General features: G+C 71.4%; 22 protein-coding genes. 19 read left to right on the top strand and 3 right to left on the bottom strand.

The window, feature by feature from the left end:
• The first annotated feature begins 69 nt into the window (after positions 1–69).
• The 14 genes from ACZ6NZ_RS19725 to ACZ6NZ_RS19660 all read left to right on the top strand — a co-directional run bounded on the left by ACZ6NZ_RS19725 (position 70) and on the right by ACZ6NZ_RS19660 (position 14,849).
• Positions 70–1,254 (top strand): polyamine ABC transporter substrate-binding protein, encoded by a 1,185-nt coding sequence (locus ACZ6NZ_RS19725; RefSeq protein WP_366610403.1) that lies wholly within the window; start codon positions 70–72, stop codon positions 1,252–1,254.
• Positions 1,255–1,259: 5 nt separating this feature from the next.
• Positions 1,260–2,411 carry an ABC transporter ATP-binding protein gene (locus tag ACZ6NZ_RS19720; RefSeq protein WP_465859445.1) on the top strand — a complete coding sequence of 384 codons (1,152 nt, stop codon included), beginning with the start codon at positions 1,260–1,262 and terminating at the stop codon, positions 2,409–2,411.
• Positions 2,408–3,316 (top strand): ABC transporter permease, encoded by a 909-nt coding sequence (locus ACZ6NZ_RS19715; protein WP_465859444.1) that lies wholly within the window; start codon positions 2,408–2,410, stop codon positions 3,314–3,316. The genes ACZ6NZ_RS19720 and ACZ6NZ_RS19715 overlap by 4 nt, the downstream gene beginning before the upstream one ends.
• Complete coding sequence (locus ACZ6NZ_RS19710) at positions 3,313–4,149, top strand: ABC transporter permease (RefSeq protein ID WP_465859443.1); 837 nt, start codon at positions 3,313–3,315, stop codon at positions 4,147–4,149. The genes ACZ6NZ_RS19715 and ACZ6NZ_RS19710 overlap by 4 nt, the downstream gene beginning before the upstream one ends.
• Positions 4,150–4,219: 70 nt before the next feature.
• The gene (locus ACZ6NZ_RS19705; protein ID WP_465859442.1) at positions 4,220–5,686 is read left to right on the top strand and encodes an NAD(P)/FAD-dependent oxidoreductase; all 1,467 of its coding nucleotides are present in this window, start codon (positions 4,220–4,222) and stop codon (positions 5,684–5,686) included.
• Positions 5,686–6,867 carry a saccharopine dehydrogenase family protein gene (locus ACZ6NZ_RS19700; RefSeq protein ID WP_465859441.1) on the top strand — a complete coding sequence of 394 codons (1,182 nt, stop codon included), beginning with the start codon at positions 5,686–5,688 and terminating at the stop codon, positions 6,865–6,867. The genes ACZ6NZ_RS19705 and ACZ6NZ_RS19700 overlap by 1 nt, the downstream gene beginning before the upstream one ends.
• A gap of 269 nt (positions 6,868–7,136) precedes the next feature.
• Positions 7,137–7,913, top strand: a complete 777-nt coding sequence (locus tag ACZ6NZ_RS19695) for a G5 domain-containing protein (RefSeq protein WP_465859495.1) — start codon at positions 7,137–7,139, stop codon at positions 7,911–7,913.
• A 264-nt stretch (positions 7,914–8,177) separates the two neighbouring features.
• Entirely contained in the window at positions 8,178–9,023 is an 846-nt protein-coding gene (locus ACZ6NZ_RS19690) for a DUF559 domain-containing protein (RefSeq protein ID WP_465859440.1), read from the top strand.
• A 430-nt stretch (positions 9,024–9,453) separates the two neighbouring features.
• Entirely contained in the window at positions 9,454–10,119 is a 666-nt protein-coding gene (locus tag ACZ6NZ_RS19685) for a response regulator transcription factor (RefSeq protein WP_366610413.1), read from the top strand.
• On the top strand, positions 10,116–11,180 hold the full coding sequence (locus tag ACZ6NZ_RS19680; protein WP_366610414.1) for a sensor histidine kinase: 1,065 nt from the start codon (positions 10,116–10,118) through the stop codon (positions 11,178–11,180). Before ACZ6NZ_RS19685 ends, ACZ6NZ_RS19680 begins: the two co-directional genes overlap by 4 nt.
• Positions 11,181–11,253: 73 nt before the next feature.
• Positions 11,254–12,315 (top strand): threonine ammonia-lyase, encoded by a 1,062-nt coding sequence (locus tag ACZ6NZ_RS19675; protein WP_465859439.1) that lies wholly within the window; start codon positions 11,254–11,256, stop codon positions 12,313–12,315.
• A complete protein-coding gene (locus ACZ6NZ_RS19670) occupies positions 12,312–13,442 on the top strand; it encodes a D-alanine--D-alanine ligase family protein (protein WP_465859438.1) in 1,131 nt (376 codons plus the stop codon). The genes ACZ6NZ_RS19675 and ACZ6NZ_RS19670 overlap by 4 nt, the downstream gene beginning before the upstream one ends.
• A complete protein-coding gene (locus ACZ6NZ_RS19665) occupies positions 13,439–14,116 on the top strand; it encodes a M15 family metallopeptidase (RefSeq protein WP_465859437.1) in 678 nt (225 codons plus the stop codon). Before ACZ6NZ_RS19670 ends, ACZ6NZ_RS19665 begins: the two co-directional genes overlap by 4 nt.
• Before the next feature lie 58 nt (positions 14,117–14,174).
• Complete coding sequence (locus ACZ6NZ_RS19660) at positions 14,175–14,849, top strand: hypothetical protein (RefSeq protein ID WP_366610419.1); 675 nt, start codon at positions 14,175–14,177, stop codon at positions 14,847–14,849.
• A gap of 63 nt (positions 14,850–14,912) precedes the next feature.
• On the opposite strand, the gene gabT is transcribed toward ACZ6NZ_RS19660, so the two are convergent.
• From gabT to ACZ6NZ_RS19645, 3 genes are all read right to left on the bottom strand, one after another.
• Positions 14,913–16,220 carry a 4-aminobutyrate--2-oxoglutarate transaminase gene (gene gabT, locus ACZ6NZ_RS19655; protein ID WP_465859494.1) on the bottom strand — a complete coding sequence of 436 codons (1,308 nt, stop codon included), beginning with the start codon at positions 16,218–16,220 and terminating at the stop codon, positions 14,913–14,915.
• A 147-nt stretch (positions 16,221–16,367) separates the two neighbouring features.
• A complete protein-coding gene (locus tag ACZ6NZ_RS19650; RefSeq protein ID WP_465859436.1) occupies positions 16,368–17,804 on the bottom strand; it encodes a gamma-aminobutyraldehyde dehydrogenase in 1,437 nt (478 codons plus the stop codon).
• 311 nt (positions 17,805–18,115) lie between these two features.
• Positions 18,116–19,363 carry an SUKH-3 domain-containing protein gene (locus ACZ6NZ_RS19645; protein WP_465859435.1) on the bottom strand — a complete coding sequence of 416 codons (1,248 nt, stop codon included), beginning with the start codon at positions 19,361–19,363 and terminating at the stop codon, positions 18,116–18,118.
• A gap of 78 nt (positions 19,364–19,441) precedes the next feature.
• On the opposite strand from ACZ6NZ_RS19645, the gene ACZ6NZ_RS19640 reads away from it, so the two are divergent.
• From ACZ6NZ_RS19640 to ACZ6NZ_RS19620, 5 genes are all read left to right on the top strand, one after another.
• Positions 19,442–19,864, top strand: a complete 423-nt coding sequence (locus ACZ6NZ_RS19640; protein ID WP_465859434.1) for a YbaB/EbfC family nucleoid-associated protein — start codon at positions 19,442–19,444, stop codon at positions 19,862–19,864.
• Positions 19,861–20,193: a hypothetical protein gene (locus tag ACZ6NZ_RS19635; RefSeq protein WP_366610425.1), complete on the top strand. Its 333-nt coding sequence runs from the start codon at positions 19,861–19,863 to the stop codon at positions 20,191–20,193. The genes ACZ6NZ_RS19640 and ACZ6NZ_RS19635 overlap by 4 nt, the downstream gene beginning before the upstream one ends.
• Positions 20,194–20,208: 15 nt before the next feature.
• Positions 20,209–24,111, top strand: coding sequence for a toxin glutamine deamidase domain-containing protein (locus tag ACZ6NZ_RS19630; RefSeq protein ID WP_465859433.1), 3,903 nt, complete (start codon positions 20,209–20,211; stop codon positions 24,109–24,111).
• Between the two features lie 25 nt (positions 24,112–24,136).
• Positions 24,137–24,421 carry a hypothetical protein gene (locus tag ACZ6NZ_RS19625; protein ID WP_465859432.1) on the top strand — a complete coding sequence of 95 codons (285 nt, stop codon included), beginning with the start codon at positions 24,137–24,139 and terminating at the stop codon, positions 24,419–24,421.
• A gap of 848 nt (positions 24,422–25,269) precedes the next feature.
• Complete coding sequence (locus ACZ6NZ_RS19620) at positions 25,270–26,331, top strand: hypothetical protein (RefSeq protein WP_465859431.1); 1,062 nt, start codon at positions 25,270–25,272, stop codon at positions 26,329–26,331.
• Positions 26,332–26,353: the final 22 nt, after the last annotated feature.

Genomic DNA, 26,353 nt, shown 5'->3' with positions numbered 1-26,353 from the left:
ACCCTCCCGACATTCCCGCCGGCGTGCCTCCCCCGTCCCGCCCGCCGACGATGACCCCTAGGAGTCGTCATGCGTACTCCCCTCCGGCCCCTCTCCCGGCGTGGACTGCTCACCGGCACTCTCGGTTCGGCCGCCCTGCTCACCATGGGCGGCAGCCTCGCGGGCTGCGGCACCAAGGGCGCACAGCAGACCGAGGCTGGTTGCGTCAGCGAGGACCTCTCCGGCACCGAGAAGAAACTCGCCTTCGCCAACTGGCCGCAGTACATGGACGTTGACGACGCTGACGAGTCCAAGCGGCCGAGCCTCGACGAGTTCATCACGAAGACCGGCATCCAGGTGACCTACACCGAGGACATCAACGACAACAACGAGTTCTTCGGCAAGGTACAGAACCAGCTTGCCGCCTGTCAGAGCACCGACCGCGACATCATCGTGCTGACCGACTGGATGGCGGCCCGGATGATCCGGCTCGGCTGGATCCAGAAGCTCGACCCGGCGAAGATCCCGAACGTGCAGGCCAACCTGCTTCCGTCGCTGCTCAACCGCCCCTTCGACACCGAGAACCGGATCTCCATCCCGTGGCAGTCCGGCCTCGCGGGCCTGGCGTACAACGGCAACGTCACGAAGGAACTGCGGACCGTCGACGAACTGCTCACCCGTGCCGACCTCAAGGGCAAGGTGACCGCGCTCAGCGAGATGCGCGACACCATGGGCCTGCTGCTCGGGTCGAACGGGCACGACCCGGCCAACTTCACCGCCGCCCAGTTCGACGACGCCCTCAACAAGCTCAAGAAGGCAGTCGACTCCGGGCAGATCCGCAAGTTCACCGGCAACGACTACGCGCCCGACCTGGCCAAGGGCGACATCGCCGCGTGCATCGGCTGGTCCGGCGACGTCATCCAACTGTCCGGTGAGGACGAGAAGGTACGGTTCGTCGCGCCGGACTCGGGCGTGATGCTCTACAGCGACAACATGATGGTCCCCAACAAGGCCACCCACAAGGGCAACGCCGAAGCGCTGATCAACTACTACTACGAGCCGGCGGTCGCGGCGAAGCTGGCCGCGTACGTCAACTACATCTGCCCGGTCAAGGGCGCTCAGGCCGAGATGGAGAAGATCGACCCCGAGTTGGCCGCCAACCCGCTGATCTTTCCGGACGAGGCGCTGCTGTCGAAGTCCAAGGTGTTCATGGCCCTGGACGAGAAGCAGGAGAAGGAGTACGAGGGCAAGTTCCAACAGGTCATCGGGGCGTGATCAGGATGGCCCGCGAGACACCCGCCGGCGACCTGCGCCTGGCCGACCTCACCAAACGGTTTGGCGTCTTCACCGCCGTCGACGACCTGAGCCTGACCGTCGAGCAGGGCTCGTTCTTCGCGCTGCTCGGCGCGTCCGGCTGCGGCAAGACCACCACGTTGCGGATGATCGCCGGCCTGGAGGAGCCGACCAGCGGCCAGGTGCTGCTCGGTGACACCGACATCGCCCGACTGCGGCCGTACAAGCGGCCGGTGAACACCGTCTTCCAGAGCTACGCGCTCTTTCCGCACCTCAGCATCTTCGAGAACGTGGCCTTCGGGCTGCGCCGACGCGGCATCCGCTCGGTCGACGACGAGGTTGCCCGGATGCTGTCGCTGGTGCAGCTCGACGGCTATGGCAACCGCCGCCCGGCCCAGCTGTCCGGGGGTCAGCAGCAGCGGGTCGCGCTTGCCCGCGCTCTGATCAACCGGCCGCAGGTGCTGCTGCTCGACGAGCCGCTGGGCGCACTCGACCTCAAGCTGCGCCGACAGATGCAGATCGAGCTGAAGCGCATCCAGACCGAGGTCGGCATCACCTTCGTACACGTCACCCACGACCAGGAGGAGGCCATGACCATGGCCGACACCGTCGCGGTGATGAACGCCGGCCGGATCGAGCAGTTGGGTGCCCCGGCCGACATCTACGAGTTTCCCGCCACCGCCTTCGTGGCGAACTTCCTCGGCCAGTCCAATCTGCTCGCCGGCGAGGCCACCGGCGTCAGCGGCGGCGACGTCGCGGTGACGGCACACGGCACGCGCTTCTCCGTGCCCGTCGGCCGGGCACGGGCCGAGAGCGGTCCGGTCCACCTGGGGGTACGCCCGGAGAAGCTGATTCTGGTCGGCTCCGCCGACCAGGTGCCCGCCGGGCATCAGCACGTCACCGGAGTGGTCACCGACGCCTCCTACGTGGGAGTCAGCACGCAGTACCTGCTGCGTACCGGCTGGGGCACCGAGGTGTCGGTCTTCGCCGCCAACAGCGGGACGTCGACGACCGTGGCGGTCGGCGGCGAGGCCGTGGCGTACTGGGATCCACGGCATGCGTTCCTGTTGCCCCGCGACGCCGCCGACACCGACCGGACCGCACCGGTGCCGGACGAGCCGGTGGGTGCGTCGTCGTGACCCTGCTGGCCCCCACCGGCTCGGGGCACCCGCCGCCCGCGCCACCGGCAGCCCGGTCGGGGCGACGCCGACTCCTGCCGTACCTCCTGTTGTTGCCGGGCGCGGCCTGGCTGGTCATCTTCTTCGGTGTGCCGCTCGTGCAGTTGGCGGCGGCCAGCCTGTACGACCCCAGCGGCTCGCTCTCCACCGGGTACGCGATGACCTGGGCGGTCGGCAACTACCCGGACGTGCTCCAGGCGTACTGGCCGCAGTTCCTGCGCTCGTTCGGCTACGCCGGGCTGGCCCTGGTGCTGGCGTTGCTGCTGGGCTACCCGCTGGCGTACGCCATCGCGCAGAAGGCCGGCCGCTGGAAGAACCTGCTGCTGGTGTGCGTCGTCGCGCCGATGTTCACCAGCTTTCTGGTCCGCACGTTGGCCTGGAAGACGATCCTGTCGGACAACGGCGCGCTCGTCGGTCTGCTGCGCGACGTGCACCTGCTCGCCCCGGACGGCCGGCTGCTGGCCACCCCGTTCGCTGTGGTGCTCGGCCTGACATACAACTTCCTGCCGTTTCTGGTGCTGCCGCTGTACGCGAGCCTGGAGCGGCTCGACCCCCGGTTGCTGGAGGCGGCCAGCGACCTGTACGCGAGCCCGGTGCAGGCGTTCCGTCGGGTGACACTGCCGCTGTCCATGCCCGGTCTGGTCGCCGGCACGCTGCTGTTCTTCATCCCGGCCAGCGGCGACTACATCAACGCGGAGCTGCTCGGCACCCCGAACGAATACATGATCGGCAACGTCATCGACTCGGCGTTCCTGGTCCGACTGGACTACCCGCAGGGCGCCGCGCTGTCGTTCCTGCTGATGGCGGCGATCCTCGCGGTGGTCTTCGGCTACCTCCGTCGAGCCGGCACGGAGGAGGTCCTGTGAGGGTTTCCCGTTGGTTGGCGGACCGCTGGGTGATGATCGTGGCGTTGCTGGTGCTCGGTTACCTGGCGCTGCCGATCCTGGTGGTGGCGGGGCTGTCGTTCAACCGTCCGTCGAGCCGGCTGTCGTACGACTTCAACGAGTTCACTCTGGACAACTGGCGGCAGCCGTGCGCCACCTCGGACATGTGCGACGCGGTGGTCCGCAGCGTGCAGATCGGCTTCCTCGCCACTGTGATCGCCACCGTGCTCGGCACCCTGATGGCGTTCGCGCTGGTCCGGCACCGCTTTCGTGGCCGATCCGGGATCAACGTGCTGATCTTCCTGCCGATGGCCACCCCGGAACTGGTGATGGGCACGTCGCTGCTGGCCCTGTTCGTGTCGGCGGGCGTACCGCAGGGTTTCTGGACCGTCGTGATCGCGCATGTGATGTTCTGTGTGTCGTTCGTGGTGGTCACCGTGAAGGCGCGGCTCGCCGGCATGGACCGGCGGCTGGAGGAGGCCGCCATGGACCTCTACGCCACCGAGTGGCAGACCTTCCGGCGGATCACCCTGCCGCTGGTGCTGCCCGGCATCGTGGCCGCCGCGTTGCTGGCCTTCTCGCTGAGCTTCGACGACTTCATCATCACGAACTTCAACGCCGGCACCACCGTCACCTTCCCGATGTACGTCTGGGGCGCTGCCCAGCGTGGCATCCCACCACAGGTCAACGTGATCGGCACGGCGATGTTCGCGGTCGCGCTGCTGCTCGTGGGCCTCAGCTCGCTGCGCGGTCGACGGGCCCGCCGCGCCAACCTGCTGGTCGGGTCGACACCGCAGGCGCGGCGGCCGTCATGACCACAGCCCGCCGCGCCGGTCGGGGAAACCGTCCTACGGGTCACCCGCCCCGCGTGTGGGGTCTGCCCTCATGACGCCCGCGCATGCCGGCCGGGCTCTGGCCGACGCGGCACCCGTGCCGTACTGGCTCGACCGCCCGGACCGCCCCGACCCGCTACCGCCGCTGAGCGGTCGGCACTCCGCCGACCTGCTGGTGATCGGCGGCGGTTACAGCGGACTGTGGGCCGCGCTGTTGGCGAAACAGGCGGACCCGGACCGGGACGTGCTGCTCGTCGACGCCGGGACCTGCGGTTGGGCGGCTTCCGGGCGCAACGGCGGTTTCTGCGCCGCCTCGCTGACCCACGGCCTCGCCAACGGCGTCGACCGGTTCCCCGACGAGGTCGGCGAGTTGGAACGCCTCGGGCGCGACAACCTGGACGCCATCGCGGCCACGGTCGAGACGTTCGACATCGACTGCGATTTCGAGCGCACCGGCGAGCTGGCCGTCGCCGTCGAGCCGTACCAACTCGACGGGTTGGCCGCCGACGCGGACCTGGCCCGCCGGTACGGCCACCGGGTGCGGTTGCTCGACCGGGACGAGGTGCGCGCCGAGGTGCGCTCGCCGACGTACCTGGGTGGGATGTTCGACGCCGACCGGGTCGCCATGGTGGACCCGGCGAAGCTGGCCTGGGGGCTGCGCCGCGCCTGCCTCGACCTCGGCGTACGCGTGCACGAGCACACCCGGGTCACCGGACTGCGCTCCGACGGCGCGGCCCTGCACGCCAGCACCCAGGGCGCCGGCCCCGCCGCCCACCCGGCCGACAGTGGCCGGGCCGACACCACTGCCACCGGCCTGCCCGGCTCGATCCGGGCGCGCCGGGTCGTGCTGGCCACCAACGCGTTCCCGCCGCTGCTACGCCGGCTGCGGGCGTACCTGGTGCCGGTCTACGACCACGTGCTGATGACCGAGCCGCTCACCGCCGCCCAGCGCGACGCCATCGGGTGGCGCAACCGGCAGGGGCTCGCCGACACCGCCAACCAGTTCCACTACTACCGGATCACCACCGACGGACGGATCCTCTTCGGCGGCTACGACGCCGTCTACCACTACGGCAACCGGGTCGCGCCCCAACTGGAACAACGACCGGCCACCTTCACCACCCTCGCCCGCCACTTCTTCACCACGTTCCCGCAGCTCGCCGACGTGCGGTTCAGCCACCGCTGGGGCGGGGTCATCGACACCTGCACCCGGTTCTGCCCGTTCTTCGGCACCGCCTACAACGGTCGGCTGGCGTACGCGGCCGGCTACACCGGCCTCGGCGTCGGGGCCACCCGCTTCGGGGCCCGGGTGCTGCTCGACCTGCTCGACGGCGGGAACACCCCGCTGACCCGGCTCGACCTGGTCCGCCGCAAGCCACTGCCGTTCCCACCGGAACCCGTCCGCGCGGTCGGCATCAATCTCACCCGCTGGTCACTGGCCCGCGCCGACGCGCGCGAGGGCCGGCGCGACCTCTGGCTTCGTACTCTCGATCGTTTCGGTTTGGGGTTTGATTCCTGATGCGTGTCCTCCTCGTCGGCGCCGGTGGCGTCGGCTCCGCCGCCGTAGCCATCGCCGCCCGACGGACCTTCTTCGAGACCATCGTGGTGGCCGACCACGACCCCGTTCGGGCCCAACGGGCGGTCGCCGGGCACGACGACCGTTTCGTCGCCGCCCAGGTCGACGCCGCCTCGGCCGACGCGGTCACCGCACTGTGCCGGGAGCACCGGATCACGCACGTGCTGAACGCCGTCGACCCGCGGTTCGTGATGCCGATCTTCGACGGCGCGTTCGCGGCCGGCGCGGACTACCTGGACATGGCGATGTCGCTGTCGCACGTCGAAACCGGCGTGAAGCTCGGCGACGAACAGTTCGCGCAGGCCGACACCTGGTCGGCGGCCGGTCGGCTGGCGCTGTGCGGCATCGGGGTCGAGCCCGGCCTCTCCGACGTCTTCGCCCGTTACGCCGCCGACGAACTGTTCAGTGAGATCGACGAGATCGGAGTCCGGGACGGGGCGAACCTCACCGTCGACGGGTACGACTTCGCGCCCTCGTTCTCCATCTGGACCACCATCGAGGAGTGCCTCAATCCGCCGGTCGTCTGGGAACGGGACCGGGGCTGGTTCACCACCGAACCGTTCTCCGAGCCGGAGGTCTTCCACTTCCCCGAGGGGATCGGGCCGGTCGAGTGCGTCAACGTGGAGCACGAGGAGGTGCTGCTCATCCCGCGCTGGGTCAAGGCCCGGCGGGTCACCTTCAAGTACGGCCTGGGCGACGAGTTCATCGAGGTGCTCAAGACGCTGCACAAGCTCGGTCTGGACGCCGTCTCCCCGGTGCGGGTACGCGGCGTCGACGTCTCCCCGCGCGACGTGGTGGCCGCCAGCCTGCCCGACCCGGCCACGCTCGGCGCCCGGATGCGCGGCAAGACCTGCGCCGGCACCTGGGTACGCGGCCTCGGCCCGGACGGCCAACCTCGCGAGGTCTACCTGTACCACGTGGTCGACAACGAGTGGTCGATGCGGGAGTACGGGCACCAGGCGGTGGTCTGGCAGACCGCCGTCAACCCGGTCGTCGCGTTGGAGTTGCTGGCCAGCGGCGCGTGGGCCGGCGTCGGGGTGCTCGGACCGGAGGCGTTACCCCCGATGCCCTTCCTCGACCTGCTCAACGGTTACGGCTCACCATGGGCGATGGAGGAGCGGTGAGCCCGCCCCGCTGACGGCATCGCGACAGTTCCGTCATGGTCGTTTGCTCTCCGACCGCTGTCGACACGGTGCGGGGGGGATCTGCGGCTTTTGTTGTGCTGATACCCGCACGATCGGCCCTGCCCCGCAACCTGGAGGGTTGCCGCACCTGCCGACTCGTCGCCCGCCAACGCGCCCACCGATCTTTCCCGCGAAGCGAAAGGCGCAGGTGACGAACGCGACGGGGGATATTGCACGCTGTGTTTGCGACGACACTCATCGCCGTGACGATGCAACCACCACAGCACCCGGGGCCGCCGTACCCGCCGTCGTTCGGCCAGACGCCCCGACCGAACTGGTTCCGCCGGGCCACTCCCGCCAGCCGCGTCGCCGTGATCCTCGGCTCGGTGACGCTGTCGATCCTGCTGCTCTGCTGCGCCGGGACCGCCATCATCGGCGCGTTGACCGGCGAGCCGGAGCCGACCAGAACCGGCACCGCGGCCGAGCAACCGCAACAGCCGATCCTGGCCGCGCCCGGCGAGCCGACCGAGGAGGCCCCGGCCCAGGAGGAATCGCCGACCGATGCGTCCTCCACGGTGCCCTCGTCGGCCCCGTCATCGGTCGCGCCCAGCCCGCCCGGCGCGGCGGCCGTGCCGGTGGTGCAGGTGACGACCGTGACGGAGAAGGCCACCATCCGGTACGGCGAGCGGACCGTCAAAGACTCGTCACTGGCCGAGGGCAAGCGGGTCGTCCGGACCAAGGGCGTCAACGGCGTCCGGACCATGACCTACGAGGTGACCACCACCGACGGCGTGCGGACAGCCAAGAAGCTGGTCAAATCCGCGGTGACGAAACAGCCGGTGACTCAGGTCGTGGCCGTCGGCACGAAGAAGCCGCAGTCGTCGAAGTGCGACCCGAACTACAGCGGCTGCGTCCCGATCGCCAGCGACGTCGACTGCGCGGGTGGTAGTGGCAACGGCCCCGCCTACGTCAGAGGGCCGATCAGGGTCATCGGCGACGACATCTACGACCTTGACCGAGACGGCGACGGAATAGCCTGCGACTAACCCCGCCCCCGCCCCCGCCCCCGCCCCCGCGCGCCCCGTCCCCACCCCCCACTCCCGCGATCTTGCACTTTCTGTGGTCACTTATGCCTCCTATCGGGCATATCGTCGACAGTAAGTGCAAGATCGCGGGAGCGAAGGGGTGCGCGAGGGGGTGGTGCTAGCACGGGTGAGGGGGGTTGTGGGGGTTGTCCACAGAGGGGTTGGTTTTCCACAGGTCGTTGTTGCGGGGCACTGGCGGAGGCCCGGGTCGGTCAGCCTCCCCGCATGGCAACTCAGTTATGGCGTACGGACGCGCTGATGCGGCAGCTCACCGTTGGACGGATACGGACTCGGCTCGATCGCGAGGAAATCCTGCGTGTGCGCAGAGGGGTCTACGCCGACAAGCCCTGCGACGACGACGACGAACTACGCGCCCTGATGCTCCGGCTGCCCGACGGAGCGATGTTAGCGAGGCAGAGTGCCGCCCGCCGATACGGCTTCGGGGTCCTGCGCGACGATCTGATCCACATCCAGTTGCCCGCCGAGGTGCCAAAGCCCCGTCTGCCCGGGGTGGTTGTTCACCGGACGGTTCTACCCGCGCGGCCGGTCTTCGTCGCAGGCCTGCCCTGTGTGCCGCCGGCGCGCTGTGCAGTCGACCTTGCGCGCGCCGCTCGTCGGGTCGACGCACTCCCAGTGCTCGACGCCGCCCTGCGATCCGGCTTGGTCACCCAGGATGACCTGCTGGCCGAGGTTGCGGCCCACAACGCGTTGCGGGGTGTCCGCCAGGCCCGCCAACTTGTACCGCTGGCAGACGGCAGGGCGGAGTGCCGGCAGGAAAGCCAGTTGCGACTGATCCTGATCGACGGCGGCCTGCCCCCGCCGGAGCCGCAACTATGGGTGACCGACCGCCACGGCATCCCGCTGTACCGCCTCGATCTGGGCTACCGCGAACGCCGAATCGGCATCGAGTACGACGGACAGTCGCACCTGGACCGCGATCGACTCAGGCACGACCGTGAGCGGATCAACTGGCTGGCCGCAGCGGGTTGGCGGATGCGCTACTTCACCGACCGCGACCTCTACCGCCGCCCCGAACACATCAAAGCCACAATCCGCGCCGCCCTCTCCTAACCACCCCCCTGCCGAGCCCCGTGCCCCGCCCTCGCCCTCGCTCACGCCCTCGCCCTCGCCCTCGCCCTCGCTCACGCCGATCTTGCACTTTCTGCTCCGACAAAAGACGCCTTACGCCTATTTCGACAACACAAAGTGCAAGATCGCCGGGCCGGGCCGGGCTGGGGCGGGCCGGGCGGGGCCGGGGCCGGGGCTGGGGCGGGCCGGGGGGTCTTGTGGCGCGGGTCACTGTTGGGTGCCTGGGTGCGGAGGGCTTTGGGGACGGGGGGCTCAGGGGGCCCGACACGGGGAGGAAGGGGGCGGGGGCTGGGGTGTGGTGGTTTGCCTGCTGGACAGGCGCGTGGAGGATGGCTGCGGCGGGTGCTTACAGAACCCTTAACCCGGGCCTGCGACGGTATGCCGGGCAAGCCGAACTGGGGGAGCGGGAAACGTGCGGGTGCTGGTGGCGGACGACGAGCGGTTGTTGGCGGACACGGTGGCCGAAGGGCTGCGCCGCCTCTCGATGGCCGTGGACGTCTGCTACGACGGTGACGGTGCGCTGGAGCGGGTCGGGGTGAACCGGTACGACGTGGCGGTGCTGGACCGGGACATGCCTGGACACACCGGCGACGAGGTGTGCCGCAGCATCGCCGACTCGCATCTCGGCACCCGGGTGCTGCTGCTCACCGCGGCGGCGGGCATCCGGGACCGGGTGGAGGGCCTCGGCCTCGGCGCGGACGACTACCTGACCAAGCCGTTCGCCTTCGCCGAGTTGGTGGCTCGGGTGCAGGCCCTCGGGCGGCGGTCCACTCCGGCGCTGCCACCGGTGCTCGCCCAGGACGGCCTGACCCTGGACGTGGGTCGGCACCTGGCCGCCCGGGATGGTCGCCCCCTCGCGTTGAGCCCCAAGGAGTTCGCGGTGCTGCACGTGCTGCTGCGCGCGGACGGCCAGGTGGTCAGCGCCGAGGAGTTGCTGGAGCAGGCCTGGGACGAGTTCGCCGACCCGTTCACCAACGCCGTACGGGTCACCGTGATGACCCTGCGCAAGAAGCTCGGCGATCCCGCGATCATTCACACCGTTCCGAAGGCCGGCTACCGCATCGGTGGCACGGCGTGAGCTGGACGCCCCGACGCCGGGTGCTGCTGGTGGGGCTGTTGGCGCTGCTGGCCGGCCCGGTGCTGCCGGCGATGGGCAAGTTGCTGTCGCAGGTGACCTGGAACTGGGGGCAGCGGTTCTGTGACCTGCCCGTGCCGGGGATGTCGGCGGTGTGCCGCACCGTCCGGCCGGGGGGTTTCCTGCTGCCCCTGGTGGCTGTCCTGCTCGTGACCCTGGCTGTCCTGGTGGGGCTCTGGTTCGCCGCGGCGTGGTGCCTGCGCCCGGTCGCTGACCTGGCCGGGCCGATCGGGCAGCTCGGCCCGCAGAACCTCGGTCACCGGATCCGGCCCCGGGGCGGCGACGAGTTGGCCCGGCTGTCGAGGGCGATCGACGAGATGATGGAACGCGTCTCCGCCGGGTACGAGGGGCAGCGGCGGTTCGCCGCGAACGCCTCGCACGAGCTGCGTACACCCCTCGCCGTGCAGCGGACGCTCATCGAGGTCGGCATGGCCAGGGCGCTCACCGGCGAGCAGTTGGAGCTGCTGACCAATCAGCTGCTGGAGACCAACGAGCGCAACGAACGACTGATCGAGGGCCTGCTCGCGCTCAGCGAGAGCGACCAGGGTCTCCGTTCGCGGATACCGCAGCGGTTGGACGCGATCGTCGAGGCGGTGCTGGCGGGTTACCTGGACCGGGCCCGGGAGGCCGGCGTCACAGTGGAGACCCATCTCGAACCCCGGATGGTCGTCGGCGAGCGGGTGCTGCTGGAACGCCTGGTCACCAACCTGGTGGAGAACGGGATCAAGTACAACCGGCCGGGCGGTTCGCTGACCGTCGTGGTGGGCGGCGTGCCCGCGCTGTCAGTGGTCAACACCGGCCAGCCCGTGCCGGCCGAGGCGGTCGCCGGTCTGTTCGAGCCGTTCCGCCGACTCGCCCGGGACCGGACCTCGCAGGGCGGTGGGGCCGGGCTGGGCCTGGCCATCGCCCGGTCGATCACCCAGGCCCACGACGGCATCATCGCGGCCCGGCCCGCCGAGTACGGCGGCCTGCGGGTCGACGTCCAGCTACCCACCTTGAACTGACACTTCCACCCACGGTCACCGGGGTCCGCGTACCGCTGGACCCTGCCTGTGGCGTGCCCGAAAAGGAGAGACGATGACAGGCACAGTTGGTCAGGTCCGGGCCGATGTCGAGGAGGCCGGCCGCTGGCTGACCGGTCGCGTGGTCCGCACCCCCGTGCTGCGCTCCCCGGTGATCGACGAGCTTGCCGGGGCGCGGGTGCTGCTCAAGGCGGAGAACCTCCAGCACGGCGGCTCGTACAAGATGCGGGGTGCGCTGCGCGCGGTCGGCCGCCTCGCGGTGGCCGGCCACACCGGGGTGATCGCGCAGAGCACCGGCAACCACGCGGTGGCGGTGGCGTTGGCGGCCCGGCAGCACGGGCTCGCGGCGACAGTGGTGCTGCCGGTCGATGCCGCGTCGACGAAGGTCGACCGGGCGCGCGCGGCGGGGGCGCGGGTGGTGTTCGCCGGCACCGGCGTCGAGGAGCGGGTGGCGGTGGCCAACGGGCTCAGCGACGAGAGCGGTCACCCCGTCGTAGACGCGTACGACCACCCGGACGTGATCGCCGGGCAGGGCACCGCGAGCCTGGAACTGATCGAGGACGCCGAGCGCGCGGGGACGCCGTTGGACGCGCTGGTCGTACCGGTGGGTGGTGGTGGCGGGGTTGCCGGCGCGTGCCTGGCCGCCGCCGGCTCCGGCATCGAGGTGTACGGCGTGGAGCCGGTGGGTTGCGACTCGCTCGCCCGCAGCCTGGCGGCGGGTGTACGCGTGCCGGTGGCGCCGACGCCCACCATCGCGGACGGGCTGCGGCCGTCCTGCGTGGGGGAGCTGCCGTTCGCCATCGTGCGGGACACGCTGCGGGGGGTCGTCCGGGTCGACGACGACGAGATCGCGGCGGCGTTCCGGCTGATCCTGACGGAGCTCAAGGTGCTCGCCGAGCCCTCCGGGGCGGCGGGCCTGGCCGGCGCCCTTCGGCTTCCACCGGACGGCGCAAGCCGGAGGCTTCCACCGGACGGCGGAAGCCAGAGCGCGTCGGCGATCGACCGGCAGCGCACGGTCGGCGTGGTGCTGACCGGCGGGAACGTGGAGGCGGCGCTGGTGGCCCGGTTGATGGCCTCGCGATCGGCCGACCTGGCGGAGGAAGGGGTGGCGGCGTGAGCGCACCAGTTCGGATCGGCATCCTGTTCGGTGGGCCGTCGGCCGAGCACGAGGTCTCCTGTGCCTCCGCGCTCGGGGTGGCCCGGGCGCTCGCCGGCGGCGGCTATCGCACGGTGGCCATCGGTGTCACCCGCGGCGGCGGCTTCCGGCTGATGCCCGACGCGCTGCTGGCCGAGTTGCGCGACCGACCGGCCGGCGAGCGGGCCATCGACGACCAGTTGGTGGTCAGCGGGCCGGCCGTCGAGTTGCGGGCCGGTCCGCGTCCGGGTGTCGTGCAGGTGTCCGCTGGCAACGCCCCCGGCGCGGTGCACGCCGAGCTGGACGTGGTCTTCCCGGTGCTGCACGGCCCGTACGGAGAGGACGGTGTGGTGCAGGGGCTGCTGGAGTCACTGAACGTGCCGTACGTCGGGTGCGGCATCCTCGCCTCGGCGGTCGGCATGAACAAGGTGGCGATGAAGCGGGCGCTGCGCGCCGAGGGCATCCCCGTCACCCCGTACGTGTCGTTCGACGCGCACACCTACCGGGAGGTCGACGACCCGGAGAAGTTGGTGACCGGGCTGAGCCGGCCACTGTTCGTCAAGCCGGCCAGCATGGGCTCGTCGATCGGCATCTCCCGCGTCGACGAGGGCGACGACCTGGCCGCCGCCGTGGAGGAGGCGCTTCGCCACGACCAGCTCGTCCTGGTCGAGCAGGGGGTCGTCGGCCGGGAGTTGGAGTGCGCGGTGCTCGGTGGCTGGCGTCCCGAGGCGTCGGCGGTGGGCGAGGTGCAGGTCAGCGGCGGCTGGTTCGACTACCAGCAGAAGTACTTCGGCGACGCCGACCCGATGATCGTCCCCGCCGTGCTGCCGGACGAGGTGGCCGCGCGGGTCCGCGAGCTGTCGCTGCGCGCGTTCGCCGCGATCGGCGGTTGGGGTCTGGCCCGGGTCGACTTCTTCTTTGACGAGGCGGCCGGCGAGCTGTACGTCAACGAGCTGAACACGATGCCCGGCTTCACCGCGCACTCGATGTACCCGAAGGTGTGGGCCGCCGTCGGGGTCGGCTACCGGGAGGTGGTGGACCGACTCGTCGAGCTGGCCCGGGTGCGGCACGCGGAACGGCCGACGGGCACCATGGGGAGCGTCCGATGATCCTGCTCTCCGACCCTCGGGTGGCGGCGGTGCCCAGCGCGGACGACGGCGAGGAGTTCGTCGACCTGCGTGAGCTGCCGGAGTTGCGGCTCGACGGCCGGGCGGCCGACCCGGCCGGGGCGTACGCCCGGTTGCGGGCCGGTGTCGTGGACCGACTGCTGGCCGCGCAGCGTGCCCTGCCCGGTGGGCTGCGGTTGCTGGTGGTCGAGGGTTACCGGCCGTACCAGGCGCAACTGGCCATCTTCACCGGCTACCGCGACGAGCTGCGCCGACGGCACCCGGACTGGTCGCCGCAGCGGCTGCACCGGGAGACCACGAAGTTCGTGTCGCCGGTCGAGGTGGCCCCGCACAGCACGGGTGGCGCGGTGGACCTGACGCTCTGCACCGACGACGGTGTGGAGCTGGACCTGGGCACGGCCATCGACGCCACACCCGAGGACAGCGCCGACGCCTGCTTCACCGACGCGCCGGGGATCGGGGGCGCCGCGCGCCGGCACCGGCAGATCATGGTGGACGCCCTCGGCGGCGTGGGAATGGTCAACTACCCGACCGAGTGGTGGCACTGGTCGTACGGCGACCGTTACTGGGCGCTGATCACCGGGGCTCCGAGCACCCGGTACGGGCCGGTCGACCTGGTCGCCACACGATCGATACCCGTGCCGGCTGAACGGTAGGACGCTCCGGTCCGTACCGGTGGGTGAAGAAACACCACCGAGGACGGGAGTGACGGCGATGAGGGTGCAGCGCAGGCACGTGCTGGCAGCGAGTGTGGCGGTGCTCGCCGCGGTGGGCGTGTCGGTGGGGACCAGCTTCGGGTTCGCCGACACGTCCCCCGCACGGTCCTCGGTCTGCTCCGGCTCGGTCACCTTCTCGGCGGAGGGCGGGGCACCGGCGGCGACCAGCGACCGGTTCCCGGTGGGCACCCGGCTTCGGGTGACCAACCTGGACAACAACCGGGCGGCCACCGTGACGGTGACCGGCCCGTCGGGCAGTTGCGTGCTGCTCAACGCGGCGGCTATGGAGCTGGTCCGCGAGCCGGGCAAGAACGTCATCCGCCGCAACGTGGTGGAACGCGTCGACGGTGCGGCCCCGCCCGCCGGCGCTCCGGCCCCCGGCACCGTCCGTCCCGGTGCCGCGTCTCCCGGCGCGCCCGGTCCGGCGCCCCAGTCGGTGTGCTCCGGGGCGATCACCTTCTTCGAGGAGGCGGCCGGACCGGCGGCGACCAGTGGGCAGTTCCCGGTGGGCACCCGGCTTCGGGTGACCAACCTGGACAACAACCGGGCGACCACGGTGACGGTGACCGGCCCGTCGGGCAGCTGCGTGCTGCTCAACTCCGCCGCCATGGAGCAGATCCGCGAGCCGGGCAAGAACCTGGTGCGCCGCAACACCGTCGAGGTGCTCCGCTGACATCCGGGCAGGGGCCCGCACACCGGGCCCCTGCCCGCTCGGTCGCGGCGTGCCCCTGCCCGCTCAGCCGAAGGCGGCGTCCAGGATGTCCGCCCCCCGGTTGAGCTGCTCGTCGGAGATCACCAGCGGGGGCAGGAAGCGCAGCACGTTGCCGTACGTGCCGCAGGTCAGGGTGAGCAGGCCGGCGGCGTGACAGGCCGCCGAGATCGCCGCCGTGGCGACCGGGTCGGGGGTGAGGGTGCCCGGCAGCACCAGCTCCACGGCGAGCATCGCGCCCCGGCCGCGTACCTCGGCGACCCGGGGGTCCCGCTCGGCGATGGCCCGCAGCCGGGGGACCAGCACCGACTCGATCCGTCGGGCCGCACCGGCCAGGTCCAGCTCGTGCATGGTCTCGATGGTGGCCAGCGCGGCGGCGCAGGCGACCGGGTTGCCGCCGTACGTGCCGCCGAGCCCACCCACGTGCACCGCGTCCATCAGCTCGGCCCGACCGGTCACCGCGGCCAGCGGCAGACCACCGGCGATGCCCTTGGCCAGGGTCACCAGGTCGGGTTCGACGCCCTCGTGCTGACAGGCGAACCAGTCACCGGTACGGCAGAAACCGGTCTGGATCTCGTCGGCGACGAAGACCACCCCGGCCGCCGTCGCCCACGCGCGCAGCGCGGGCAGGAAACCCGCCGCGGGTACGACGAAGCCACCCTCGCCCTGGATCGGCTCGATGAGCAGCGCGGCGACGTTCTCCGCGCCGACCTGCTTCTCGATCATCTCGATCGCCCGGGTCGCCGCCTCCGCGCCGGAGAGCCCGCCGTCACGCAGCGGGTACGACATCGGCACCCGGTAGACCTCCCCGGCGAACGGCCCGAACCGGTGCTTGTACGGCATGTTCTTCGCGGTCAACGCCATGGTCAGGTTGGTCCGGCCGTGGTACGCGTGGTCGAACACCACGACCGCCGGCCGCCCGGTGGCGTGCCGGGCGACCTTGACGGCGTTCTCCACCGCCTCCGCGCCAGAGTTGAACAACGCCGAGCGCTTCGCGAACCCGCCGGGCGTCACCGCGTTGAGCTGCTCGCAGACCGCCACGTACGACTCGTACGGCGCGACCATGAAGCAGGTGTGGGTGAACCGCTCCACCTGCGCCCGGACCGCCTCAACCACCCTCGGGGCCGAGTTGCCCACGCTGGTCACGGCGATGCCGGCGGCGAAGTCGATCCACTCCCGGCCGTCCACGTCGGTGATCGTGCCGCCGGACGCGCTGTCCACGTAGGACGTGATCACACTGCCGACCCCCCGGGCCACGGCATTGCCGCGCCGCCTGTGCAGCTCCTCGGACGTCGGCGCGGCACCGCTCTCCGTTCGCGGCTGCGGGGCTCGCAGACCCGGCTCACTCCTCGCGCTCACTGCGCCGCCCTTCGTTCGCGGCTGCGGGGCTCGCAGACCCGGCTCACTCCTCGCGCTCACTGCGCCGCCTTTCGTTCGCGGCTGCGGGGCTCGCAGACCCGGCTCACTCCTCGCGCTCACCGGTCAGCCCTCGATGTTGTGCATGACGTGCTTGATCCGGGTGTAGTCCTCCAGGCTGTAGACCGAGAGGTCCTTGCCGTGACCGGAGTGCTTGAAGCCACCGTGCGGCATCTCGGAGACGAACGGGATGTGCGTGTTGACCCAGACGCAGCCGAAGTCGAGTCGACGGGTCATCCGCATGGCCCGACCGTGGTCGCGCGTCCAGACCGACGCGGACAGGCCGTAGTCGACGCCGTTGGCCCAGCGCACCGCCTCGTCCTCGTCGGAGAAGCGCTGCACGGTGATGACCGGCCCGAACACCTCGTCCTGGATGATCTCGTCGGCCTGACGCAGCCCGGAGACCACCGTCGGCGCGTAGAAGTAGCCGCGTTCGCCCTGCCGGGACCCACCGGTCTGGATCGCCGCGTGGTCCGGCAGGCGGTCCACGAAGCCGCTGACCCGGGTGAGCTGGTTGGCGTTGTTCAGGGGGCCGTAGAGCACGTCCGCGTCGTCCGGTGCCCCGGTCTTCGTGGTGCGGGCCTGCTCGGTGAGCGCCGCCACGAAGTCGTCGTGGACGCCGGGGCCGGCCAGCACCCGGGTGGCCGCCGTGCAGTCCTGCCCGGCGTTGAAGTAGCCACCCATCGCGATCGCCTCGGCGGCCGCCGCCACGTCCGCGTCGTCGAAGACCACCACCGGGGCCTTGCCGCCCAACTCCAGGTGGGTGCGCTTCAGGTCGGGGGCCGCCGCGGCGGCCACCTCCATGCCCGCGCGGGTCGAGCCGGTGATCGACACCAGCTGCGGGGTCGGGTGTGACACGAGGGTACGACCGGTGTCCCGATCGCCGCAGACCACGTTGAACACTCCCGGTGGGAAGAACTCGGCGGCGATCTCGGCCAGCAGCAGCGTCGACACCGGGGTGGTGTCCGACGGCTTGAGCACCACGGTGTTGCCGGCGGCGAGCGCGGGGGCGATCTTCCAGACCGCCATCATCAGCGGGTAGTTCCAGGGGGTGACCTGGGCGCAGACGCCGATCGGCTCACGCCGCACGTAGGAGGTGTGCCCGGCCAGGTACTCCCCGGCCGACCGCCCCTCCAACATCCGGGCGGCCCCGGCGAAGAACCGGAACTGGTCCACCGCCGGGGGAAGCTCCTCCTCGGCGGTGAGCTGGCGGGGCTTGCCGGTGTTGCGTACCTCGGCGTCGACCAGCTCGGCGGCGCGTGCCTCCACGGCGTCGGCGAGCTTGAGCAGTGCCCGCTGCCGCTCGGCCGGGGTGACCTCGCGCCAGCCCTCGAAGGCGGTGGCGGCGGCGTTCATCGCCGCGTCCACGTCGGCGGCGCCGGAGACCGGGGCCTGGGCGAACACCTCACCCGTGCAGGGGTCGACCAGGTCGGCGTAGCCGCCGTCGGACGGGTCGACGTAGGAGCCGTTGACGAAGTTGCGCAGCTGCTGGTGGTCACTCATGAGGGATCACTCCGAGGGGGCCGGGGGCGCGGTTCTGCGGCGGTTATCGCAATCTCTCTGCCATCTTGGCTACTGAATTCGCGGCAGACAAGGGCTATCGCGACTGTTTCCGTCGGCCAGATGCTCGACTGCTCTGCTCGCCGCGGAGCCCGCGCCCTTCTTCGTCGCGTCCCGTCCCGGCGGCCCGGCGAGCGCGCGGGCGAGGTCGCCGCCCTGATCAGCGCCGAGAACGGCAAGCCGCTCGCGTAGGCCCGCGCCGAGGTCGGGCGTGCGGTGTCGAAGGGCGGTCGGCTCGTTCTTGTGAACAGGTCTTAACCGGAGTCGGCCGGCCAGGTGCCGTCGTCGCGCACCCGGGCGGGTGCGCGGCCGAGCAGCAGGGTGGTCAGGGCGGCGTCGATGGTGTCGCCGAGGAACCACTCGCCGGCCTGGTCGAGCGCGAAGACCCGACCGCGTTCGTCCACCGCCAGGATGCTGTCCTGCTGCTCGGTGCCGATCGGAAAGAGGCGTACGCCCAGCACCGCGCCGAAGTCCGCGAGAGTGTCGGCGGTGTGCGCGATGGCGTGCGGGCGGATGTCGAAACGGGAGATCCACACCTGCTCGCCCCGGCCGCGTCGCGCACCGACCAGGCTGGGGAACGCGGTGAGCGCCTCCACCGCGGCGGGAAAGACCTCGTGCCGATGGTTGCGCCCCGGCACCGACGTGACATCCCGGACGGCGGCGGCGGCCATGATCTGATCCCCGATGTGCGGCTCCCAACCGGCCGCGACCAGCGCGTTCGCGACCTCCGCCGGGAACCGCCCAGGATCGGGGTCGGGTGCCTCCGGCGCATTCCACGTCTCGGTCCAGGCGCGAGTCGACTCCGGCAGGACGTTCGCCCGGACGAGGAAGGAGATGCACGAGTCACAGGGCCGTTCGGCGGGCCCGCCGGCGGGGTCGCCCGGCTCACGGACCCGGAAGATCTCGAAGCGGGCCCCCTCCAGCAGCGCCGCCGCCTCGGCCCGCCCCATCGGCGCGATGCCCTCGGCGGCGCGGCGGTGGTCGTACTCGTGCAGGACGTCGGAGACCACGATCAGCTCGGCGTGCGCCGCCCCGCCGCGAACCAACTCACCGGGCGGCAGCTGGGCGAGATAGTCGCGGACCAGCGGGTGATGGTTGAGCGGCACGTCGGCCTTCGTGCCCTGGGCCGTCCAGATCCGTCCGTCGATGGTCAGGTGCGCGGCGGTGTTCGGGGTGGCGCCCCGATGGATCTCCCGGACCAGCAGGCTCGACGGGTCGAGGGTGCGGGGGGCTGTCGGCCCGGAGGGTCGGCTACGCCGGTACAGCTCCGCCACCACAGTGCTCGGCACCCGGGGCCAGGTGGTGACAGTGCCGGTCTGCTTGTCGATGACTGTCGTCGGCAGGTCACCCGGCACCGTACGCACCTCGGTGGGCACGACGGACGTGACGACCCACCCCAGGTCGAACTCGTCGACCATCGCTGTGCACTCGTGGCCGAGACGCTGCGAGTCACGGCGGGCCCAGGTGGCGGCGAGCTGCTCGGCCTGTCGACGGTCGATCACGCTATGAAACTACCGGACTACGCGGATCGATGGCGGCCGGTATTGTTTCGCTCTACCGACGGTGACGGGAGGGCGGCGGTGGACGAACAGGCGGACCGGAGCGTCAATCGCGAGCTACGGGCCCGATTCGACGACGTCTATGGGCAATACCGGCAGCTCAGATCCAGTTTGGACACTCTCCAGTCGCGACTCGCGGCGCTGCGGGTGACCCGCCGATCGGCCGACGGGCAGGTGACGGCGACCGTTGGCGCGCAGGGCCAGGTGATCGAGGTCGAGCTGACGCCGGCCATCTACCGGGACCGCGACGCCGACGCGCTCGGCCGAAAGGTCACCGAGACGATTCGGGCCGCCGCGACCGCCGCCGCCGACGCCACCCGCGACCTCGTCGCCGAGAGCATGCCGGGCGACTCCGGGGCGACGGACTTCCTCAAGACCGGCGACTACGCCACGCTGCTCGGTCGGGCCGACGCCGTTCTCGGCACAGGTGAGGCAAAGCCATGACCGATGGGCAGCTCTGGCTTGATCCGTCGCGGGCCCGCCGGGGCGGTGCCGATCTGGCGCTCGCCGGCGAGGCCGTGACGGCCCGCCGTGCGGCCGAGGGGGGCGCGATCGAGGCCGCCAGCGGTGCCCGGCCCTGGGGCCGCGACGACATCGGCGCCGCCTTCGAGCGCAACTACCGCGGGTTCGAGCAGACCGTGCTGCGGGCCTGGGCCGGCGTCGGGCACCGGCTCACCGAGCTGGGCGGCGACGTGGTCGAGGCGGTCGACGCGAGCGTGCAGACCGACGGGGCCAACGCCGCCCGGGTCGGTCGGACCGCCGACCGGCGCTGACGGCCGACGATCGAGATGAGCGTGCTGCCGAGCCCCATCCCGCACCCCCTGGACCTCGCCCCGTGGGACGTGCCCGGCTGGATCTACGAGGCCCTCGACTGGGTGGTCGGCGTGCAGTGGCCGGAGGGCAACGAGCGGGCCGTCTGGGACGTCGCCGACCAGTGGTACGCGGTTGCCTCCGTGCTGGCCGGGCCGCACGCCGACGCCGCCACGGCCGCCGTGGAGGTGCACAACGGGTATGGCGGTGTCGGAGCTGTCGACGCGGCGTTCGAGGCGGCCTGGCGGGGGATAGCCGAGGGTGCCGACGCCCCGCTGCCCGTGCTGCTCGCGGTCACGGCCGACCTGGGCCGACTGGTCGAGGAGTGCGGTTGCGACATCGAGGGCGCCAAGCTGGAAGTCTGGATCGAGCTGGGCATCCTGGTCATCGAGTTGCTCACCGTCGCGGTGGCGGCGGTGCTGACCGCCGGGGCGGCAACCCCGGCCGCCGGGGCGGCGATCACCGCGACCCGGCTGCTGGTTCAACAGATCTTCAAGCGGCTGATGGGCCAGCTGGCCAGCAAGTCCCTCAAGCACGGGCTCAAGGAGGCCGGCGAGCGGGCCGCCAAGGAGGTCGCCCGAGGTGGCGCACGCGGGCTCGCCAAGCGGGCCGCCCGGGGTGGGCTGGAGGAGGCCACCGAGGAGGCCGGGGTCACCCTGGCCACCCAGGCGTACCAGAACTCCACCGGGCGGGCACACGGCCTGGACCTGACCGATCTCGGCGCGTCGGCGGTGGGCGGGTTGGCCGGCGGGGCGGTGGCACCGCTGGCCGGCCTGGGCCGGCACGCCACCGGGCGGGCGGCGAAGGTCGGCGAGCACCTGGGCCGGGAGATGACCGGGGAGGTGCTCGCCGACAGCGCGGCGAGCCTGGCCACCGGTCAGGGTCTGACCTCAATGGAGGACGTGGCGCGCGCCGCCGCGTCCGGAGCCACGGGTTCGGCGACCGCGCAGACCGACCACGCGCTACGCGCCCGGCTCGACGCGCAGGCCAACGCCCTCGCCGGAGCATCGTTCACGGGCCCGTCCCTTCCGCCCGTGTCGCCTCTCGCGGGGGATGCGGCCTCCTCGGGGGTGTCCGCCTCCTCGGCGGCCGCGTCTGGGGCGGTCCCGTCTGCTGCGGTCCCGTCTGCGGCGGGGGCGGCCGGTGGTGTGGCTTCGGGTGGTCTGGTCACGGCTGCGGGCATTCCGGTGCAGGCCACGGAGGCCGTCGCGGCGTCGAACCAGTTGACCGCGCCGACGTCACCGGTTGTCGAACAGTCGCGGGGCACCGGGCCGGCGACTCCGGTCGCGCCCGACGCGCACACCTCCTCGCCGACGCCGGTTGCTGCGGTGCCCGACATGGACTCAGCGGTGGGCGCTTCCGAGACGACACCGTCGACGGGCGGGCAGTTCTGGGACAGAGCGGGCGTACCGCACCCGGTCACGGCCGACTCCACGCTCCCGACGACCACCGACCCGGCCACGTCGGCGCCGGCTGCTGATCCGGGCCGCTCTGTGACGGGTGCCGACCCGAGGCTGTCGTCGGCGTCCGCGCCCGTGGTCGGTCCCCTCGAATCCGGCAGCGGGCCGGCTGCCACCGGTGTGCCGCCGACCCAGTCCGGCAGTTCCCCGCACGTCACCACCCCCGGACCGACCGGCTGGTCTCCGGCGACCGGCCCCTCCGCGCCCACGACCGCCCCCGGCCCGGCGGCACCGATGACCTTCGGCGTCCCGGCGACCACCAACGGGCCGCCGCCGGTCGCCTCCACCCCACCGGTGGTGGGTCGGTTCACCGTGCCGGCACCTGTCCCGACCCGGCAGACGCCCGCACCGGTGCGCGCCCCCGACCATCCCGCCCGGGGAAGGGCGTCGATCCCCGTCGACGTCGCCGCGTTCGGTGCCCCGTCGGTGCGCGAGCCCGAGACCAACGACGCGTACGCGGCGCAGTGGGCCGCAGCGGCGGAAGCCGCCGAGCGGCGGCGCTACCAGGACCACTACGAATCGCTGCGGATCGGGTTGGAGAACAACCGCCGCCAGGCCGAGGCCGCCCGACTGCGCACCCGTGCCGTGGAGCACGATCGCCGAGCCGTCGAGTACGCCACCTATGCCCGCCAACTGCACCAGGCCGGCAACCGGCAGTGGGCCGACGGCTGGCAGCGCGCCGCGAACGAGGAAGCTCGCGCGTACTCCCGATGGCGTGACCTGGCAGACGCGGTGCTGGCCGGCACCACAGCCCCGCCCGTCGTGGACATCAGCGCCACCTTCGAGCACGCCAACCGGGACGTGGGCGCGCTCGCGCTCGGCGCGGTGGAGACCACCGGCCCGTCCAGGCTCACCGGCGACGACGATCCGCCGCCGATCGACGACTCCCGGCCGTACGGGCAGCCCGGAGGACTCCGGCCACCGCTCGCCCTGCACCAGGTCGACGTCGAACGACAGATGCCCCGCGGACCCGACGGCACCGTCATCCGCACCGCCGACCCCCGACACGGGGGCTGGTTCGGGCTACTCAACGACGGCGGTCCCGCGGCCGACGCCACCCGGGGCATCAACTGCCTGGACTGCACACTGTCGCTGTTCGAGACGTGGGTGCACGGGCGTCCCCGCGTGTCGGCACCGCGAACCTTCGACGGCTACCTCGACGGCGACATCCGGCGCCCCATCCGTGGCGAGGCGGGCGGCCCCGGCCGGGTGGAGGACGTGACCGGCGGGCGCTTCCAGAAACTCCTCGCCCCCGCGTCCGGCCAACACACGGACTCCGCGCAGGCGCGGCAGGCCGCCGACCGGGGCTACCGCAACCTGCACGACCAACTGCTGCTGGGCGGGCACGGCAGCTACTCGTTCCTGGTCACCGAGTGGGCGCACGGCGGCTCACACGCCTGGGTGGCGCTCAACCAGAACGGCACAGTGCTCTACGTGGACCCGCAGAACGGCGTGGTCCGGGACCGGCCGCTCTACCCCGACGTGGTCGGCATCGACGCGCTGGTGCTCAGCGGAGACGGCCGACCGATGCCGCTCGGCGGACTGCCCCGGGGCCGGTTCAGCGAACGGCCCGACCTGCCGGATCACCCTACGACGCGCGACGACGGCGGCCACGGCGACCCGTACATCAACCGGATGCACCTGCTCCTCGACGGCCCAGGCTCGTCGAATGCCGATAGCGGGCAGAACCGAATCGAGACCGCGGCAGAAGAGCGGGGCAACCGCGGTTGGCAGGCTGCCGGTCCACTGTTGCCCGCGGATGAATCGGGCCGCCAGTTGAACCCGAAGGATTGCGAGTTCCTCGGCATCACACCTGATGCCGTCCTGGCCTGGGCCGACAGGTCGGCGCCTCTCGGAGCTACCCGTGCGCAGTTTGCACAGATGACGGCCGATCTCTTCGATGCATTGCGGGAGGATGGTCTAGACCCGTCAACTGTCGACATCCGGCTCCAGGGCTCATCGGCCCGCTTTTTCTCCGGTCCCCACAAGCAGATGCCGACGGAGTCTGAGTTGGTCGACGACCCGGAGGCGTTGGCGCGTCTGCAGGACTGGTCGCAGGGGCTGCCGCTTCCACTGCGTAGGCCGTTCGACGCTATGTACCGGCTGGGTCTGGAAGAGCCGAGTGATTTCGACTTCCAGATATCCTCGGATGAGATGGTGGAGCAGGCCCGGCAGCACGCGGCCGAGAAATATCCCGGCCTTCGTGTCGTCAACGCGAGGTACGGTTTTGTGACGAAGAAGGTGGCGCGAGAATGCTTCCCTCACCTGTTTGATTGGGCCGAACGCCATGGCCGTTATCTGGGCCGCGACGTGGTGCCGGCGATTTTTCCTGGTGCCGGTCCGCCGGATCGGTCCGGAACCGGAGTGTCGTCCCACTTCCAAGATTCGGACTGGATTGTCGGGGAACCGGATGTCAGCTAGCTGGGTAATTGATCTACACGGGGAGATGGATCGGGCCACCTTGGGTCGTCTGCGGGCGGTGCTCGGCCTGAACGAAGTCGGCCGCCTTGGCGACGACTGGGACGAGTTGTTCGGCGAAGTCACACGGACGATCGCGGGGCTATGTACGAGCGTTGGGCTCTGGCGCGACGTGGACAGCCAAGGGTGGCGCCTCGACCTCGACGTGCCGGCGGAGCCGAGCGACTCGGACGTGCAGGATCTGTTGGCTGCGATCCGGGCGGAGGTCGAGGCGGCGGGCGTGCAGGTGGTTTCGATCGAGAGCCGGCGATAGACATCGAAGCGACATGGTCGACCGCTTCGAAACCGTCGATCGGACCGCGGCCGAGATGGTGGCTGAGACCATCGGCGGGGGTATTGCGCTGCCGACGAGGACCGCATCCGAGCCATGTTCACGCCTGATGTCGGCGCCAGCGGCCCGCAGCCATCCGGCCCGTAGTGGTTGCGCGTGCACGCGAGGGAGCAGGCGCTCATTCGTGGGATTCGGCAGCGGACGTTCGTCATGTTCGAGGAGCAGCTTCGCGCGGCCGGTGATCCTGCCGCGGACCCCGACATCGGGAGAGCGAACTAGGCGTGGGCTTGCCTGAGCGTCGGAGCAATCGGCGGGGCCTTGGCGGGGCCGCATAAGATCGACACATGGCGAAATCTGGTACGCAGGGCGTCAGGACCACTGTCTGGGCCTGGCCGGTCGGCCTCCTGATCGGTCTGGCGATCGGCATTCCCGTGTTCGGTGCGAAGGGTGGCGTTGCCTTCGGTATCGCCTTCTGCACTGCCTTCGCCCTCGGCCTGGGTGCGATCAGGGGCCGGGCAGAGGGTGGTCCTGCCCGGGGTGGCCAGGATGGCGGGGCCGCCGGGGATGGCGTCGGTGCCTCGGGTCGCGGGTGATCGACTCCGGTTCATTGATGTCGGGGCATCCGGGGCGGTGGGACCGCCCGACTTCCGTGAAGTCGAGTGGATCACGGGCGCGCGCCGTGCGCGCTGATTGGCTGGTCAGCCCGGCCGCCGGGAGGGGTGGTAAACCGTAACGCCGCACACATGCGGGGCGCTCTATGACCGGTGGGACAGGTGGGCCGGTAGTAGCCTGGCCGGCGGACCCCACCCGGGGAGAACGGCGAGGTAATCATGACAGTGCGTCGACGCGTGGCACGGCTCGCGGCGGTCTGCGGTCTTGCGGGCGGCCTGGTGATGCTCGGTGCGTCACCGGCGCTGGCCGATCAGGACTCGGTCCGGGTGGGCGCGGCCAGTAGCTTCGCCGCCGGTGGTTCCGCGCAGGGGGTGAACGTCGCGGTGCGCAAGCGCACCGACGGTTGCGTTCTGCTGCGTACCGCGCTGGGTTTCAGCCTGACGGGTCTCCAGCCGAACCAGGTGTCGGTCGAGGTCAACGCGGGCGGACGCTGGTTCCCGGTGGCTGTCACCGGCGGCACCGGCACCGTGTCGACCGCGCAGACGTCACCCGCGAAGCCGACGCTGTGCAAGGGCAAGGGCATCACGGTGCGCTACCGGGTGGCGTTTGCGGCGGGCTCGCCGGGCGGCCGTCTCGTGGTCACGGGCGCGGGCATCAGCGCCTCCGGCCAGACGCTGGGTCACGCCACCGACGCGGCGCGGCTGACCGGAGCGCGGGTCACTCCGTCGCCGACTCCGTCGCGGTCGAAGACGCCGACGCCAACTCCGAGCCCGACCGAGGTCGCGACAGTCGACGAGGCGGTGAACCCGGCGGCGCAGACCGGCGTCTCCGCGGCGCCGAACACCACGGCGGCCGCTGCCGAGTCGTCCGGAGGTGGATCGCCGGTGATGTACTTCGGCATCGTGTTGGTGGCGGTCGGACTGCTGCTCATCGTGCTGCTGTTCCGTCGCTCCCGGCAGGACCGCAAGCCGTCCGACGAGGCGCCCGAGAGCCTGCCGGGCAACCCCGGCGGCACCACCTACCGGGCCGGGGGTGGGTTGCCGGCCGCGCCCGGTCGCCCCGGTCAGGTGTACGGCCAGCAGCCGCCGCCCGCCGCCTGGGGTGGCGCGGTGCCGGCACCGCGTCCCGCCACCGGCGGTGTGTACGGTGCCCGCCCGGACACCCCCGCCCCGGAGGCCACCCAGCCGATGCCGGGCCGGCCCGACGGTCGCCCGAAGCCTGGTGACCCGCCCGCCGACGGTGACGGTCACACCGTGTTCATTCCCCGCCTCCCCGGCTGAGCGGAGGACGGCCCGGCCCTCC

Source organism: Micromonospora sp. NPDC047756 (genome assembly GCF_055587245.1).
Note: the sequence above shows the minus strand (reverse complement) of the source record. Positions and strands in the feature narration are given on the sequence as shown.